16 protein-coding genes are annotated in these 14,989 nt (G+C 72.7%); 9 read left to right on the forward strand and 7 right to left on the reverse strand.

Features of this window, described 5'->3' with window-relative positions:
• The first annotated feature begins 6 nt into the window (after positions 1-6).
• Entirely contained in the window at positions 7-642 is a 636-nt protein-coding gene (locus J421_RS03030; RefSeq protein WP_104022184.1) for a Vgb family protein, read from the forward strand.
• Here J421_RS03030 and J421_RS03035 read toward each other — a convergent pair whose 3' ends face one another.
• Together J421_RS03035 and J421_RS03040 are read right to left on the reverse strand one after the other, a co-directional pair.
• The gene (locus tag J421_RS03035) at positions 643-1,035 is read right to left on the reverse strand and encodes a VOC family protein (protein WP_025409693.1); all 393 of its coding nucleotides are present in this window, start codon (positions 1,033-1,035) and stop codon (positions 643-645) included.
• Positions 1,036-1,040: 5 nt separating this feature from the next.
• Entirely contained in the window at positions 1,041-1,949 is a 909-nt protein-coding gene (locus J421_RS03040; protein ID WP_025409694.1) for a sigma-70 family RNA polymerase sigma factor, read from the reverse strand.
• A 448-nt stretch (positions 1,950-2,397) separates the two neighbouring features.
• Between J421_RS03040 and J421_RS03045 the strand changes: the two genes are divergently transcribed.
• Both J421_RS03045 and J421_RS03050 read left to right on the forward strand, forming a co-directional pair.
• Complete coding sequence (locus tag J421_RS03045; protein ID WP_148306131.1) at positions 2,398-4,914, forward strand: serine/threonine-protein kinase; 2,517 nt, start codon at positions 2,398-2,400, stop codon at positions 4,912-4,914.
• Between the two features lie 159 nt (positions 4,915-5,073).
• Positions 5,074-5,487 (forward strand): hypothetical protein, encoded by a 414-nt coding sequence (locus J421_RS03050; RefSeq protein WP_148306132.1) that lies wholly within the window; start codon positions 5,074-5,076, stop codon positions 5,485-5,487.
• A 22-nt stretch (positions 5,488-5,509) separates the two neighbouring features.
• Here J421_RS03050 and J421_RS03055 read toward each other — a convergent pair whose 3' ends face one another.
• Positions 5,510-6,376 (reverse strand): ThuA domain-containing protein, encoded by an 867-nt coding sequence (locus tag J421_RS03055; protein ID WP_025409697.1) that lies wholly within the window; start codon positions 6,374-6,376, stop codon positions 5,510-5,512.
• Positions 6,377-6,566: 190 nt separating this feature from the next.
• On the opposite strand from J421_RS03055, the gene J421_RS03060 reads away from it, so the two are divergent.
• The 6 genes from J421_RS03060 (at position 6,567) to J421_RS03085 (ending at position 10,627) form a co-directional block, all read left to right on the forward strand.
• Positions 6,567-7,007 carry a hypothetical protein gene (locus tag J421_RS03060; protein ID WP_148306133.1) on the forward strand — a complete coding sequence of 147 codons (441 nt, stop codon included), beginning with the start codon at positions 6,567-6,569 and terminating at the stop codon, positions 7,005-7,007.
• Between the two features lie 26 nt (positions 7,008-7,033).
• Positions 7,034-7,528 carry a hypothetical protein gene (locus J421_RS03065; protein ID WP_025409699.1) on the forward strand — a complete coding sequence of 165 codons (495 nt, stop codon included), beginning with the start codon at positions 7,034-7,036 and terminating at the stop codon, positions 7,526-7,528.
• A gap of 4 nt (positions 7,529-7,532) precedes the next feature.
• Entirely contained in the window at positions 7,533-8,000 is a 468-nt protein-coding gene (locus tag J421_RS03070) for an HXXEE domain-containing protein (RefSeq protein WP_158508642.1), read from the forward strand.
• A gap of 79 nt (positions 8,001-8,079) precedes the next feature.
• Complete coding sequence (locus J421_RS03075; RefSeq protein WP_104022185.1) at positions 8,080-9,264, forward strand: serine/threonine protein kinase; 1,185 nt, start codon at positions 8,080-8,082, stop codon at positions 9,262-9,264.
• A gap of 16 nt (positions 9,265-9,280) precedes the next feature.
• Entirely contained in the window at positions 9,281-10,141 is an 861-nt protein-coding gene (locus tag J421_RS03080; RefSeq protein WP_025409702.1) for a hypothetical protein, read from the forward strand.
• A 9-nt stretch (positions 10,142-10,150) separates the two neighbouring features.
• On the forward strand, positions 10,151-10,627 hold the full coding sequence (locus tag J421_RS03085) for a GNAT family N-acetyltransferase (RefSeq protein ID WP_025409703.1): 477 nt from the start codon (positions 10,151-10,153) through the stop codon (positions 10,625-10,627).
• Positions 10,628-10,636: 9 nt separating this feature from the next.
• Here the strand turns inward: J421_RS03085 and J421_RS03090 are convergent, their stop codons facing one another.
• The 4 genes from J421_RS03090 to J421_RS03105 form a co-directional block, all read right to left on the reverse strand.
• Positions 10,637-12,067, reverse strand: coding sequence for a cytochrome-c peroxidase (locus J421_RS03090; protein ID WP_201773088.1), 1,431 nt, complete (start codon positions 12,065-12,067; stop codon positions 10,637-10,639).
• A 118-nt stretch (positions 12,068-12,185) separates the two neighbouring features.
• A complete protein-coding gene (locus tag J421_RS03095) occupies positions 12,186-12,746 on the reverse strand; it encodes a hypothetical protein (protein WP_025409705.1) in 561 nt (186 codons plus the stop codon).
• 160 nt (positions 12,747-12,906) lie between these two features.
• Positions 12,907-13,557 carry a hypothetical protein gene (locus J421_RS03100; RefSeq protein WP_025409706.1) on the reverse strand — a complete coding sequence of 217 codons (651 nt, stop codon included), beginning with the start codon at positions 13,555-13,557 and terminating at the stop codon, positions 12,907-12,909.
• Positions 13,554-14,969 carry a selenium-binding protein SBP56-related protein gene (locus tag J421_RS03105; protein WP_025409707.1) on the reverse strand — a complete coding sequence of 472 codons (1,416 nt, stop codon included), beginning with the start codon at positions 14,967-14,969 and terminating at the stop codon, positions 13,554-13,556. Before J421_RS03105 ends, J421_RS03100 begins: the two co-directional genes overlap by 4 nt.
• Positions 14,970-14,989 lie beyond the last annotated feature (20 nt).

The raw sequence follows: 14,989 nt of genomic DNA on the forward strand, positions 1-14,989 counted from the left end.
GGCGGCATGACCCGACCAGCCACCGCCGCCGCGCAGATCGTCCGCGAGTACGGACCGTTTCCCGGAGTGGACCACGTGCACGGCGTCACGTACGACGGCCAGCGCGTGTGGTTCGCCGCCGGTGAGAGCTTGCACGCCTTCGATCCGGCGAGCGGCGAGCCGCAGCGCTCGATCGACGTCGCCGCGCACGCCGGCACCGCGTTCGACGGCCGGCACCTGTTCCAGCTCGCCGAGGACCGCATCCAGAAGATCGATCCGGCGAGCGGCCGCGTGCTCGCCACGATTCCCGCGCCGGGCGACGGCGCGTCGGGGCTCGCGTGGGCCGAGGGCACGCTGTGGGTGGGGCAGTATCGCGACCGGAAGATCCATGAGATCGATCCCGACACGGGCGCGATCCTGCGCACCATCGAGTCCAACCGGTTCGTCACCGGCGTCACGTGGGTGGACGGAGAGCTGTGGCACGGCACGTGGGAGGGCGACGAGAGCGATCTGCGGCGACTCGATCCACGCACGGGCGACGTCGTGGAGCGGCTCGTGATGCCGCCCGGCGTGGGTGTGTCCGGCCTCGAGTCCGACGGCGGCGATCGGTTCTTCTGCGGTGGCGGGGCGAGCGGCACGGTGCGCGCGGTACGGCGACCGTGATCAGCCCCACTCCAGCTGCGTGAGCTGGATCAGATTGCCGCACGTGTCGTCGAGCTGCGCGATGCGCGAGCCGGTCGTCTTCGTGACCGGCATGGTGAAGCGCACGCCCGACTTCGACAGGCGATCGTACTCGCCCTCGATGTCGCTCACGAAGAACATCGCCGCCGGCGTGCCCTGCGCGCGCAGGCCCTGCTGATACGCGCTCGCCACCGGGCTGCCGTTCAGCTCCAGGTGCAGCTCCGGGCCGTTCGGATCCTCGGGCGACGACACGGTGAGCCAGCGGTACGAGCCGTTGCCGAAATCGTTCTTCTTCTGGAAGCCGAGCTTCTCGGTGTAGAACTGCAGCGCCTTCTCCTGGTCGTCGACGTACAGCGTCATGATCTTCAGCTTCATCGGGCTCACCTCTCGGGTGTGTGAAGGGGTGGGACGGACAGCGCGAGCGCGCGCAGGCGCTCCGGATCGCCGATCACGTCGACCGAGAGTACCCGGTCGCGCGCGATCGTGAACTTCAGCACGCGCACGAGGCGTCCGCGCGGCGCGAGGACGAGCCCCGGCACGCCGTCGACGAGTGCGGGCTGCACGGCGGCGAGCGCACCGCCCGCGCGCAGCGATCGGGCGAACCCCATCGCCTGCGGCGCCCACGCGGCCGCGCCGCGCACCTCCATCGGCGCGCCGGCCACCGCGGCGTCGGCGCGGATGACGAAGTCCGGATCGAGCACGCGCAGCAGCGCTTCCAGGTCGCCGGCGCGCAGCGCGGCGAGGAACGCATCGACGACGGCGCGCTGCGCACCGACGTCGCCTTCGTCGTCGTCGCCGCGAACGGAGCCGCGCACGCGCCGCCGCGCGCGACTCGCGATCTGCCGCGCCGCCGGCGAGGTCTTGCCGACGATGCGCGCGATGTCGTCGAACGGCACGGCGAACATCTCGTGCAGCACGAACACCGTGCGCTCCACCGGTGAGAGCGCATCGAGCACGACGAGCAGCGCGACGCCGACGGCGTCGGCGAGCACGGCCTCGTGCTCCGGGTCGGCGCGCCGGTCGTGCGCGGCGATCGGTGCGGCGACGTCAAGCGAGTGCTCGCGCCGCGACTCGCGCGAGCGCAGCATGTCGAGGCAGACGCGCGAGACGACGGTCGTGAGCCAGCCGCCGGGGTTCTCGACCGCCGTGTCCGAGCGGCTCACGCGCAGCCACGCCTCCTGCACCGCGTCGTCCGCGTCGCTCAATGAGCCGAGCAGGCGGTAGGCGACGCCGCGCAGGCGCTCCCGATTCGCCTCGAACTCCGCCGACAGCCAGTCGTGGTCCGTCATCGTCGCTCCATTCGTGATTTCCCTCCGTTGACGGATGACGCGCGCGGAATGTGACAGGGGTCGTCGAACGCCGGCATCTCGGTGGCGGGTCCCGGCCCCACGTACGTGCTTCTGGAGGACTGAAGAAGGACTGAAGAGGGACTGAAGAAGGAGACAACAACATTCTTGTTGGTCCTTCTTCAGTCCTCCTTCAGTCCTTCTTCAGTCCCACCAACATACGTACGTGGAGACGTCCCGGGCGCGTCGCGACCCTTGCGGGCGTGGTACGGCGATCTAGCGTTGGCCGGGACGCAGGCGCGGACCAATGGGGATCCGACGGCGATCTCCAGGGATCTCGAGATAGGGTTCCGGCACGAGACTCGAGCCTGACACTCGTCGCGAGATCCTCCAAGATCGCCGCCGGATCCCCAGGGTACTCGCCGCGCATCCAACCCTATCCCCCGATCGATTGCCTGACGCGACGCGCCGAGTGCGCGACCTCGTCGACATCGCGCTCGACCTCGACGCCGACGCGCGCACCGCGTTCCTGCGCGACGCGTGCGCCGACGACCCCGAGGCGCTGCGCGAGGTGCAGGCGCTGCTCGCGTCGTTCGAGGGCGCGAGCACGGACCGCGTCTCGGCGCGGCTGACGCGCGTCGATGCCGGCGCGGTGGCGATCGGCGATCGCATCGGGCCGTACGTGCTCCGCCGCGAGATCGGCTCCGGCGGTATGGGCGTGGTCTACGAGGCGACGCGCGAGGACGTGGCGAAGACCGTCGCGCTGAAGCTCGTGCGATACGGCTGGCTCGCGTCGCCCGACCACCTGCGGCGCTTCCGTCTCGAGCAGCGCGTGCTGGCGCGGTTGGAGCACCCCAACATCGCGCGGCTGCTCGACGTCGGCGTGACCGATGCGGGGCTGCCGTACCTCGCGATGGAGTACGTGGCGGGCGAGCCGATCGATCGGTACTGCGACGCGCGCGGCCTGACGATCGAGCAGCGCCTCGCGCTGTTCGTTCAGGTGTGCGACGCGGTGCAGTATGCGCACCGCCACCTCGTCGTGCACCGCGACCTCAAGCCGTCGAACATCCTCGTCACGGCGACCGATGCGGTGAAGCTGCTCGACTTCGGCATCGCCACGCTGCTCGAGGAGGGCAGCGACGCGGACGGACGGATCACGGGCACGGGACTCGTCGTGCTCACGCCGGAGTACGCGAGCCCCGAGCAGGTGCGCGGCGATCCGGTGACGATGGCGAGCGACGTGTACGCGCTCGGCCTGCTGCTGTACGAGCTGCTCACCGGCAGCCGCCCGTTCCGACGGCCGTCGCGCTCCACACCGGAGCTGCTGCTCGCCGTGCGCGACGAGGAGCCGGCGCTGCCGTCGCGGGTGGCGAAGCCGGCGCGGCTCGCGCGTCGGCTCGCGGGCGACCTCGACACGATCGTGCTGCAGGCGCTGCGCAAGGAGCCGGAGCGGCGCTATCAGTCGGTGCAGGCGCTGCGCGAGGACGTCGATCGGTACCTCTCGGGTCGGCCGGTGCGCGCGCGTGGCGACTCGCTCGGCTACCGCTCGCGGAAGTTCGTGCGCCGACACACCGCGGCCGTCGCGGCGGTGGTGCTCGTGGTGCTCGCGCTGGCCGGCGGCGTGGTGACCACCACGGTGCAGGCGCGGCGCGCGGACGCCGAGCGGGCCGTGGCCGAGGAGCGCTTCCGCGACATGCGCGCGCTCGCCGGCGCGCTCGTGTCGGACGTGTACGACGCGATTCACGACCTGCCCGGCACGCTGCCGGTGCGCGCCACGCTCGCCGGCCGCGCGCTGGAGCATCTGCAGCGGCTCGAGCGCGAGACGAGCGACGACCCGGTGCTGCGGCGCGAGATCGCCGAGGCGTACCTGAAGCTCGGCCACGTGCAGGGCAGTCCGACCGGCGCGAACCTCGGCGACCTCGGTGCGGCGCGCGAGAGCTTCCGTCGCGCGCTCGCGCTCGCGCGGTCGCTCGTCGCGGCCGACTCCACCGACGCGGCATCGCGCCGCACGCTCGCGCTGGCGCACGAGGCGATGAGCGACGCCGACGCGTGGCGTGGCGATCTGCCGCAGGGCGTGTCGCACGCGCGCGCGGCGGTGGACCAGTGGCGCGTGCTCGCCGCGGCGGACACGTCGCGCGTGCGTGCACGCTACGCCGTCGCGATGAGCCGCGTGAAGCTCGGCGACTTCCTCGGCAACCCGAACCTGCCCAACGTCGGCGATCGCGCGGGCGCCACGGCGCAGTATCGCGAAGGGCTCGCGCTCATGCACGCCGCACCGCCGGACAGCCTCGCCGAGTGGAGCACGCGGCGGCTGCTCGCGCTGCTGCACGAGCGGCTCGGCGCGATGCTCGCCGCGGACGGTCGCCACGCGGCGGCGATCGCGGAGCTGGAGCAGGCGCTCGCCATCCGCGACGGCCTCGTGAAGGAGCGCGCGGCCAGCGTGGACGCGCGTCGCGATCTCGCGGTCGTGCACCAGCTGCTGTGCGAGGCGCAGCTCGCGGGCGGCGACGACACCGGCGCGCTCGCGCGGTGCGAGCGCGGGCTGGCCCTGTACGAGTCGCTCCGCGCGGCCGACCCGCGCAACGCGCAGAGCGCGCGCGACCTCGCGTTGGGCCTGCAGTCGATGCACAAGGTGCTCGCCGCGCGCGGCGCGCTCGCCGAGGCGCTCGCGCAGCTCGACCGGAGCGCGGAGCTGTCGCGCGCGCTGCTGCGATCGCAGCGCGACAACGTGCCCGCGCGCCGCGATCTCGCGCACGCGCTGCTGTTCGCGAGCCGCGTGCACGCGACGCTCGCCGCACGGTCGACCGACGCTGCCGGCGCGAGCGCGCACCGCGCGCGCGCCGCCGTGTCGTACGCCGAGGCCGAGGGCGTGCTCGGCGAGCTGCGCGCGCGCGGGCCGCTGTCGCGCGAGGACTCGACGCTCCTCGCGGAGACGCGTGTGAAGCTCGCCGCCGCGCATCGTCGCTGACACGAAGCATTACAGCCTCTGGCGCGTCACGACGCGCGCGCGAAGCAGCCGACGCACGCGCGGCGGCGAGGTATGGCAAATGCCCTCCTGCGCGACCGCACGGCCTGCGGGCCCAGGCGGAAAGCAGACGACGTAGACGTCGAAGTCGAGGGACACACCATGCGGAAACTGACCACCCTGATGGCGCTGACGATGCTCGCCGCGTGCGGCTCGAGCTACTCCAGCGACATCACCGGCACCACGCTCTCGAATCTGGCCGGCACGTACGACCTGATGACGGTGAACGGCTCCGGCCTGCCGATGATGGTGCAGGCGTCGAACCCGAAGATCGAGCTCGTGAGCGAGCGGATCGTCGTGAACGCGAACGGCACGTTCACCGTGACGACGAACCGTCGGAACACCACGACGGCCGGCGCGGTCACCACGAACACGCTCACCGACGCCGGCACGTTCGGCTCCTCCGGCTCGGCGACGACGTTCCACTTCAACTCGGGCACCACCGCGACGGCGACGATGAGCGGCAACACGCTCACGCTCGTCGCGCCGACCAGCACGTCGGTCTACACGAAGTGAGGCGCGGGCGGCCGGCGGATCCTCATCGCCGGCCGCCCAACCACAGCAGCCCGTCGACGATCAGCCGGTCCTGCACCGCGTTCGTCAACGTGTACGACAGCGTCCGCGTCTCGGTCGTCGAGTAGCGGTGCTCGTAGTCCATGTCGTTGTGGCCCACGTTGAGGTAGAGCATCCGGTAGTTCCGGTTCGTCCACACGACGGGATAGTCGCCCTCGTGCCAGATCTCCGACGGCTTCGGGCCAGTGCCGAGCGGGAAGCTGCTCGGGTCGATGGAGAGCAGCACGCGGATGTCGGGGTTGCGGCGGAGATCGCGCTCCCAGCGGTACCACTCGTTCGGCGCGGAGCGGAACGTCGCGGGCAGGTCGCGTGTCGCGGGGTGATCGCGGTCCTCGACGCGCAGCACCGCCGACGTCGGCCGCCACGTGTTGCTGCGATAGGAGCCGGCGCCGAGGAACGTGTCGTGGTACCAGTCCCAGTTCGCCGGGACGGCGGACGGCGTGAGCGCGAACCCCGCGAAGTGAAAGCCCATCCACGCGCCGCCGTGCTCCATGTAGGTCTGGAACGCCGAGCGCTGCGCCGGGTCCTCGGGGCGCGTGTCGAGGAAGACCACGACGTCGACGTGCGAGAGGAACTCGGCGTTGAGGTTGCGCCAGTCGGACGTCGTGTCGAAGCGGAAGCCGTGCGAGGCCGCGATCGTCGGGAACCAGCGCACGGCCTCGTGCACGAAGCTGATGTGCGCCGGGTCCTGCTTCGCGGTGAAGAACGCGACGACGCGGAACTCGGGCGCGGGCCGGCGCGCGGGATGGGCGCAAGCGGCCGCCAGTACGACGACGCTCGCGACGATGCGAACGATCGGCTTCGTGGCGCGCCGGACCGTGCTCCGTGACATGGCCACCCTCCAAGAGTTCTCGATGTCGGATCGGCCGATCCGCGAATCGGCCGATCCGCGACCACAAAGACACACCCGTGTGCGCCGACTGCGCCAGAACTGGCGGACCCAGTAGCGGGACGCCCCGTCGCACGCCATCGTCTTGTGGGGTGGGAGATGGGTCCAGCGCCTAACGCACGGGAGGTCGGCCATGTTGCGTCGTGTGATGCTCGCCGCGTCGCTCGCCCTCGCCGCCATCGGCGCCACGTCGAGCCGCCGGGCGGCGCCGTGGATCGTGCTCGTCTACGGCAACCTGCTGCCGGAGCGGCGCGCGCTCGTGAGCTGGGAGGAGAACCAGAAGCTGCTCGCGTCGCTCGGCCCGGAGACGGTGCTGCCGCCGGGCACGGCGCGGGGCGGTGAACGCCGCGGGCTCGAGCTCGCGCTGTTCTGGGGATGGCAGTGGAAGGCCACCGCGGGTGCCCCGGCGAGCGTGCGTGCGCTCCGGCCGGAGCAGGCGAACCAGCGCGGCTGGTACTATCCCGCGAAGGACCAGGCGCCGGCCGTGATGACGCTCGGCAGCGGCTTCCGCGTCGTCGGCGACTCGGGGCTCGCGGTGCTGCGCCGCCACGGGATCCCGACGCGAGTCAGGTAACTCCGAACCGTTAGGCGGAGACGGCGATGGACATGCGGATCGACTTCTACAAGGGCGACGAGGGCCGCCTCTGCTGGTGGGTCGCGACGCCGCCCGGCCGCCGCGCGTTCGAGGGCACCACCATGGCCGCCGGCCGCGACCTGCCGCACGACCTCGCGCAGTTCGTGATCGAGTCGGCGCTCGACCTGCGCGAGGGATTCTGGGGCCTGCTCGCGAACGGCGCGTCGTTCAAGAGCGTGCCCGGACGGCGCGCGACGCAGCCCGGACTACGGCTCGTGCGCGCACATCACGACGCGCTGCTCGCGACCGAGGGCATCGTGAACACGCACTTCGCCGCGTGGCGCGGCGGCGCGTCCACCCCGGTCGGCGCGTCGCTCGACGTGATGTACGCGCGATGGCTCGCGCTGCCGATCGGCGGCACGCTCACGGTGGAGTGGCCGGTGCACCTGCTGCCGCCGGTCCCGGCCGCGAGACGCCGGCTTGGCGGGCGACGGCCGCGGGCGCTGCGCGGCCGATCGTGACCGCGTGACGACGACCCGACGCGGCACGCACGAGTGGACGCTGTGGGTCGTCGCCATCTCGTGCGCGCTCCACGCGACCGAGGAGTTGCTCACCGGCTGGCAGCCGTGGGCGCGCGCGACGCTCGGCATCGCGGTGCCGACGAGCGTGTTCGTCGTCGCGAACGCGGCGCTCGTCGCGGCCGCCCTCTCGTTCGCGCGCGTGGGATGGCGACGCCCGACGCTCAGCCTCGTGGTACCGGTGGCGACGCTGGCGAACGCGCTGCTGTTCCACATCGTGCCGACGCTGCTGCAGGGGCGCGTGTCGCCGGGCGTGTATACCGCCGCCCTGCTGTACGTGCCGTTCTCGTCGGGGGCGCTCGTGGGCGCGGCGCGCGACGGCGTGCCGCGGCGGGCGATCGCGCGGGCCGGCGTCGCGGGGCTCGCCGTGGCGCTCGGCGTCGTCGCGGGCGCGCGATTGCTCGGCGATGCCTGAGCCGGTCGACCGCGGGGACGCTTGACGGTCCGTGCCGCGCGCCACCATGTAGTAGCCGCCCCCCCACAGTCCCCCGCGCATGTCGACTCGCCAGACCGCCGCGACCCCCGCTCCCCGCTTCGAGCCGTACCGCCCGCCCGAGCACGCGCCGATGGTCCACAGCTTCGAGAGCGGGCGCAGCTACCGGCTCGAGCGGCTCATCGGCAAGGGCGGTTTCGGCGAGGTGTACCTCGCCACCGCGGAGCCGCGCGGCGCGATGCCGGAGCGCGTGTGCGTGAAGGTGAGCGACCGCTTCTCGGCGTGGCTGCGCGAGGCGTACTTCGCGGAGCTGCTCGGCCGGGAGCCGCGCGCACTGAAGGTGTTCGACCGCTTCGCGCACGTCGACGGCACGCAGATGCGCTACTGCCTCGCCATGGAGTACGCGGAGCACGGGGACCTCGGCGCGTGGCTCGCGCGGAAGGGCGCGCAGTCGGAGCGGCTGGTGCGGCGCGAGATCGCGGGGATCCTGCGCGCGCTCGACGCGCTGCACCGCGGCAACGGGCTGCACCGCGACCTCACGGCGTTCAACATCTTCGTCTGCAAGGACGAGCAGCTGAAGCTCGGCGACTTCGGCATCGCGACGCACCAGCTCAGCCGCCGCGGCGTGACGGCCGACGCGTTCAACCCGTTCGACGCGCCCGCGGAGATCGCGTGGGGCAAGGTGCGGCGGTGGCAGCAGCGCGACGACGTCTATCAGATCGGCATGATCGCGGCGATGCTGCTGCGGGGCGACACGACGAGCCCGATGCGCAGCAAGGACGTGCGCAACCTGCCGTGCAGCGATCACCTCAAGGAGGTCATCTACCGCTGCCTCGGCGTGCGCGGCAAGCGCTACGAGTCGGCGGGGGAGCTCATCGCGGCGCTGCGGCAGCGACCCGCGGAGTCGCCGAAGCTCGGACGCGTGACGACGCTCGCGGGCTGCCGGGTCGCGTTCACCGGCTTTCTCAGCCGGCCGCGCAGCGAGGCGATGCAAGCCGCGCGTGAGGCCGGCGCGACGGTGCAGTCGAAGCCGGGGCACACGACCGACGTGCTCGTGCGCGGCCGGCCGAACGTGCAGCAGATCGCCGGCGCGGCCGGCGGATCGAAGCTGCTCGAGGTGCGCCGACTCGCCGCGCAGGGGCAGCCCGTGCGGGTGATCGGCGAGGCGCAGTTCTGGCGCCTCGTCGCGCCGACGCCGCGCAAGGCCGCGCCGAGCAGGGGCGCGCCCGCCCGTGCCCGCCGTTAGGCGACTCCCCCTCACGATGCTCGGCGCCGCGGCGCTCGTCGCGTGCGCGCCGCGGACGCGCGCACCGGCGACCGCGATCGACGACGCGCGCGCGCCCGGCTACCATCGCATCGACTTCCCCGGCGCGGCGTCGACGATCGCGAGCGCGATCAACGAGCGCGGCGACGTCGTGGGCCGCTACGTCGACGGCACCGGCGCCGCGCACGGCTTCCTGCTCAGCGACGGCCGCTTCACGCCGATCGACGTCCCGGGGACCGCGGGCACGGTCGCGCGCGGCATCAGCAACCGCGGGCACATCGTCGGCGCCACGCACGTCGCCGGCGCGCCGAGCCGCGGGTACGTGCTGTTCGGCGGGCAGCTGACGTACGTCGACGTCGGCGGCGCGCGCGGCACGACGGCGTTCCAGGCGAACGTGCTCGGCGACGTCGTCGGCGCGTACGAGACGGCGAGCGGCACGCACGGCTTCCTGCGCCGCGCGAACGGCGAGACGGTGCTGCTCGACGCGCCCGGCGCCGCGCTCACGTTCGCGACGGGGATCAACGACTTCGGCGAGGTGGTGGGACACTGGCAGCGCGCCGACGGGCGCGACCGCGGCTTCCTCTGGTCGCGCGGCACGTTCATGCCGCTCGACGTGCCGGGCGCGGTCGAGACGCTCCCCGACGCGATCAACAACCGCGGCCACGTCGTCGGCCGCGCGATCCTGCCGGACAGCAGCGCGGTGGGCTTCCTGCGACGCGGGCGCACGTTCCAGCTCGTGCGCTACCCGGGCTCGATCCGGACCGCGGCCCGCGGCATCAACGACCGCGGCGACATCGTGGGCCCGTTCACGACCCCCGACGGCGTGGAGCACGGCTTCGTGCTGCGGGCGCGTCGTTAGGCACGGCGAGTGATCGAGATCCGCGACGCCGTGCCCGCGGACGCGCCCGCGATCTCGCGCATCGCGCTCGAGGTGCAGCGGCTGCACGCCGCCGCGCTGCCGTCCGTCTTCAAGCCGGCCGGTCCGGACACGTTCCCGCCCCCGGTGATCGAGGCGCGCATGACGACGCCGGGCCACCGCTTCTGGGTCGCGGTGGAGGATGGAGCCGTCGTCGGCTACGTCGCCGCCACGGTGCAGCACGAGCCCGAGTCGCCGTGGAAGCACGCCGCGACGGTGTGCACGCTCGACCAGATGGGCGTCGCGGAACACCGTCGCGGGTGCGGCGCCGGCGCGAAGCTCGTGGACGCCGTGCGCACCGCCGCCGCGGCCGCCGGCGCCACGGAAGTGCGGCTCAACGTGTGGTCGTTCAACGAGGGTGCGCGCGCGTTCTACGCGCGGTGCGGCTTCGTCGAGACGCAGGCGCGGCTGTGGCTTTCCACGGAGTGAGGCGAGGCATCACTGGAAACTGAGCGGCGTCCGCCCACTCGGCAGCCTGTCGGGGATGAGATGCCGCAGCCGCTCGGGGCGCGCCGCGGGGTCGAGCAGTCCGTCGCGCAGGAACGCGATCATCGCGTCCAGCTCGTCCGGCGTCAGCGCCACGGGACGGCGCAGCAGCGGGTCGAGGCGCGTGAGCACGGGCGCGATCGGGCCCGTGGGGCCGCGCAGATCGGGCGGCAGCGCGGCCGTGGTGTAGCCCGCGGCGCTGCCTAACGCGTCGAGGTGGTACCGCACCGCGTCCTCCAGCCGCACGAACGCGCCGTCGTGCATGAACGCCGGCTGCAGCGCCAGGTTGCGCAGCGGCGAGGTGCGGAACGCGTAGCGATTGTCCCGCTTCCCGGTCACCTGCTCCAGCCCGAAGTCCTCGTTCGCGGCGGGCCCGTCGAACGTCATGTTCGACCGCGTCGGCGCGATCTGCGGGATCCCGGCGACGTGCTGCCGGAAGTCGCTGAACATCTCGTTCGACGGCCCCGACACGGCGTGGCACGTCACGCATCCGGCGCGGCCGAAGAACAGCGTCGCGCCGCGCTTCTGCTGCGCGGTCAGCGCGCCCGGCTCGCCGCGCGCGTAGCGGTCGATCGGCGCGTTCGCGAACACGAGCGTGAACTCGAACTCCGCGATCGCGCGCGCGAACTCGTCGTAGACGATCGGCGCGCCGCCGCGCACCTCGGGGAACACACCGCCGAACAGCTCGCGGTAGCGCGGCGTCGCGTTGATACGGCGTATGACTTCAGCGCGGATGTCGGCGTTGCCGCCGGGGAAGTGGAACCCCGCGGCCTCCACGCGCTCGGTGGGCGGGATGAACGCCTGCGCGACGAGCAGCTGCGGCAGGTACGACAGCGTCCGCCCCTCGGGCGCGGGGAACTCGAGCCCCTGCCGGTTGTCGAACGGATCGCCCGAGAGCGAGCGGAAGCGCGAGTTCCACATCAGCGTCGGGTAGAACGCCGTGTTGATCGCCATCGGCGTGCGGCGCTGGTTGCGCGGCCCCATGCGGCCGGGCCCGACGACGCGGTTGTTGTCGACGCCGATCGCGATCGGCTGCGTGTCGCCGAAGCCGTTCGTCGGCGAGTGGCAGCCGCCGCAGGTGTTGTCGTCGTTCAGCCCATGGATGGGATCGAACCAGAGCAGCCGGCCGAGGTCCGCGAGCCGTCGATCGACCGGGCGGCCGAGCCGCGCCTCGAGCGTCTGCGCGACGCGGCCGGTGTAGCCCTGCGCCGCGAGATAGCCGCGCAGCACGGCGTCGACGTCGTCCGGCGCCGCGGCGCGATCGGCGCGCGGGGCCGCCGCCGGCACGACGACGCGCTCCGGTCCGACGTCCGTGCACGCGCCTAACGCCGCGCCGGTCATCGCCAGCACGACGAGCCGCTCCAGCATCCGTGTCCCTTGCATCGGTCGACCTCCGATCGCTGTGCGTTGTCACGCGGAGCCGCGGAGCACGCGGAGAGCTACCAAAGCCGTCGTGTTCTCCGCGTGCTCCGCGCCTCGGCGCGAGATGCCGTTGTCGCGCTCAGTTCAGGCAGGACACCTTCGGATTCGTCTCGGCGAACATGCCGTCGGGATTGTCGCGCCACACCCACGCGTGCAGCGCGAACACGCCGAACTCCGGCTCGTCCTGGAACGTGTGGCCGAGCAGCGACGGCGCCTGCTGGTTCGGGGCCATCGCGTACGGGATCGCCAGCTCCACGCCGACGAGCGTGAACTTGCCCTCGCGCCGCGGCTCGTAGATCAGCGCGTCCGGCCGCTCGGCGCTGATCTTCCCGTCGAGCAGGCGGCCGACGTGCACGTACACGGTGCCGACGGGCCCCTCGCCCGGACGGCTCTCGCAGTCGTGCAGCAGCACGAAGCCCTCGGCCTTCGCCGTCTCGATGTTGCGGTACCGGTCCGTCACCCTGCGCAGCGTCGCCGCGACCGTGGCCTCGGCGCGCACGCCGGCCGAGAGCTGCGGCGTCGCGGGCACGCGGCTCGTCGCGGGGGCGACGGGTGCGTCCCCGGCGCACGCGGCGATCGACAGCGCGGCGGCCGCGGCGTACAGCGACCGCGCGATCGTGTGATGCATGGTGCTCGTCATGTTCGGCTCCTCGAGTGTGGTGGGTGGTATACGGTGCGATCGCACGGGCGGCGATGCTTGGAGACGGGACGGAGATTCCGTGGAGATTCGGCGGAGGCTGCGCGACCGTGCACGTCCCGCCACTCGAGAACTGCGCCGCGCGAGCCCGCTCGCGGACACCTCAGAGCGCGAGCGTCGCGGCCGCGGTCACGACGAGCGCGGCGGCCCACAGCACGTCGAGGTTCACCCACGCGCGCCGCAGCAGGCCGAGCGCGGAGTGCCGGTAGACGAGCACGGCGAGCGCGCCCGTCACGAGCAGGAAGCTCGCGGCGTGCACCAGCGTCGCCGCCGCCGCGCTCCACGTCGGATCCGCGACGTGCGCGTGAACGCCGTGCGCGTGAACGCCATGCGCGTGTGCGCGCGCACCCGCGGCGAACGGCAGCGCCATGAGCCCCGCGCCGTGCGCCGTCGCGACGAGGAACGACCACGCCACGAGATCGCGCGCGCCGACGCGCATGCCGCCGCCGCGGGGATGCGCGTGCCGCCGCAATTGCCGCACGCCTAACGCGAGCAGCGCCGCGGCGACGACCCAGCGCAGCACGTGCGGCGGCACGACGAGCCCCGCCGCGGTCGCGACGGCGAGCGCCGCCGCGATGGCCAGCGCGTGGCCGAGCCCCAGCGGGAGCAGCGCGTGCCAGACGGCGCGCGCCTCCCCGCGCTGCATGCCCAACGCGACCGCGAACAGCCACCCCATGCCGGGGTTGAGCCCGTGCACGGCGCCGAGCAGCGCGAGCGCCGCCCACGGCCACGCGGCCGACGCCGCGCCGCTCACGCGAAGCAGAACGAGTCCGACGACGCGTCCCCTCCGGCGAGACGCACCTGATGCGCACGCACGCCCCCGTCGAATTCCACGAGGAAGCGACGGTCGAGCGCGAGACGGCCGTCGGCGCGCGTGTCGAGCTTCACCATCCAGCCGCGGATGCCGTCGGGATAGAACTGCGCGTCCCACGGCGAGTAGAGCGAGTTCGTGAGGTAGACGCGCTTGCCGTCGCGGCTCACCTCCACCATCTGCGGACCGCCGTTCAGCGGACGCTCCGGATCGCTCGGGTGCGACGCGCGCTCCACGATGCCGCCGATGCGCACGGAGCCCGTGAGCACGGGGTTGAACGGATCGCTGACGTCGTAGCGCCGCAGCTCGCCGGTGCCCCAGCACGACACGTACAGCCAGCGATCGTCGAGCGAGAGATTGATGTCGGTGACGAGCGGCGGCACGGCGCCGAAGCCCTTCAGCAGCGGCGGCAGCACGTCGGGATCCGCCGGCTCGGCCGGGATCGTGATCACCTTGCGCGCCTTCCACTCGCCCGCCCCGCCGCGCGCCTCGCGATCGAGGTACCAGAGGAACACCGACGCCGACAGATCGGCGAGCGACAGCACGACGCCGACGAAGCCGTACGCGCGTCGCGGATTGTGTGCCGGCCGCAGCTCGAGCACCATCTGCTGCTCGGCGCCGAGGTCGATCGTCTGCTCGTGCTTGCGCGTGCGCAGGTTCCACACGTGCAGCGCGTGCCCGTACTTGCCGGCGAGCAGCAGCTCCGGGTTCACGCCGTCCTTCACCATGTTCGGCGTGCCCCACTCGCTCGTGATCATCGTGTCGTGCCCGAGGTGCCAGAAGAAGTCGTACGCGAGGTGCTGCGGCCCCCGCTCCACCTCCCACCGACCCTGCACCTCGAACGTCTCGTGGTCGAGCGTGAAGATGCCGCCCGGGCCGTCGCCGTCGGGCGCGCCTAACGCGTTCACGTAGATGCCCTCCGGCCCGCAATGCACGGTGTGCGGCGCGGCGTAGCCGGTCTTCCGCATCACCTCCTCGGGCTCGATGACCTTCACGAGCCGCGGGCGGCGCGGGTCGGGCTGCGTGTCGACGACGTGGATGCGCGTGGAGCCCGTGCCGGGTACCACCAGATACCGGCGCTCGAGGTGCGCGTTCGGCGCGTACGGGCACAGGTGCGAGCTGCATGCGTTCCAGCCGAAGTGGTGCAGCTCGTTCCCCGCGTGCGGGAAGTCGACCCTGCCGACGAGCCGCCCGAACGTCGGCGACGCGGCGTTCGTGTCGACCACGCCGATGCCGTCGCGCTGCCCGTTGCCTTCGGGCGCGAGCAGCGCGACGTACGCGAGGTCCTCGGCGGGCGCGTCCGCGGCGAGCGCGGGCGAGGGATAGAACGTGGGGTCCGGCGTCCAGCGGGTCATGGCGGTCTCCTGGTCGAGTG

Origin of the sequence: Gemmatirosa kalamazoonensis, from assembly GCF_000522985.1 — a bacterium.
In the GTDB taxonomy this organism is placed as follows: domain Bacteria; phylum Gemmatimonadota; class Gemmatimonadetes; order Gemmatimonadales; family Gemmatimonadaceae; genus Gemmatirosa; species Gemmatirosa kalamazoonensis.

Coding starts and splice junctions, on each gene's coding strand:
- J421_RS03050 (WP_148306132.1), top strand. CDS start 5,074: ATGCGGAAACTGACCACCCTGATGGCGCTGACGATGCTCGCCGCGTGC.
- J421_RS03055 (WP_025409697.1), bottom strand. CDS start 6,376: ATGTCACGGAGCACGGTCCGGCGCGCCACGAAGCCGATCGTTCGCATC.
- J421_RS03035 (WP_025409693.1), bottom strand. CDS start 1,035: ATGAAGCTGAAGATCATGACGCTGTACGTCGACGACCAGGAGAAGGCG.
- J421_RS03105 (WP_025409707.1), bottom strand. CDS start 14,969: ATGACCCGCTGGACGCCGGACCCCACGTTCTATCCCTCGCCCGCGCTC.
- J421_RS03095 (WP_025409705.1), bottom strand. CDS start 12,746: ATGACGAGCACCATGCATCACACGATCGCGCGGTCGCTGTACGCCGCG.
- J421_RS03080 (WP_025409702.1), top strand. CDS start 9,281: ATGCTCGGCGCCGCGGCGCTCGTCGCGTGCGCGCCGCGGACGCGCGCA.
- J421_RS03030 (WP_104022184.1), top strand. CDS start 7: ATGACCCGACCAGCCACCGCCGCCGCGCAGATCGTCCGCGAGTACGGA.
- J421_RS03065 (WP_025409699.1), top strand. CDS start 7,034: ATGGACATGCGGATCGACTTCTACAAGGGCGACGAGGGCCGCCTCTGC.
- J421_RS03040 (WP_025409694.1), bottom strand. CDS start 1,949: ATGACGGACCACGACTGGCTGTCGGCGGAGTTCGAGGCGAATCGGGAG.
- J421_RS03060 (WP_148306133.1), top strand. CDS start 6,567: ATGTTGCGTCGTGTGATGCTCGCCGCGTCGCTCGCCCTCGCCGCCATC.
- J421_RS03075 (WP_104022185.1), top strand. CDS start 8,080: ATGTCGACTCGCCAGACCGCCGCGACCCCCGCTCCCCGCTTCGAGCCG.
- J421_RS03090 (WP_201773088.1), bottom strand. CDS start 12,067: ATGCAAGGGACACGGATGCTGGAGCGGCTCGTCGTGCTGGCGATGACC.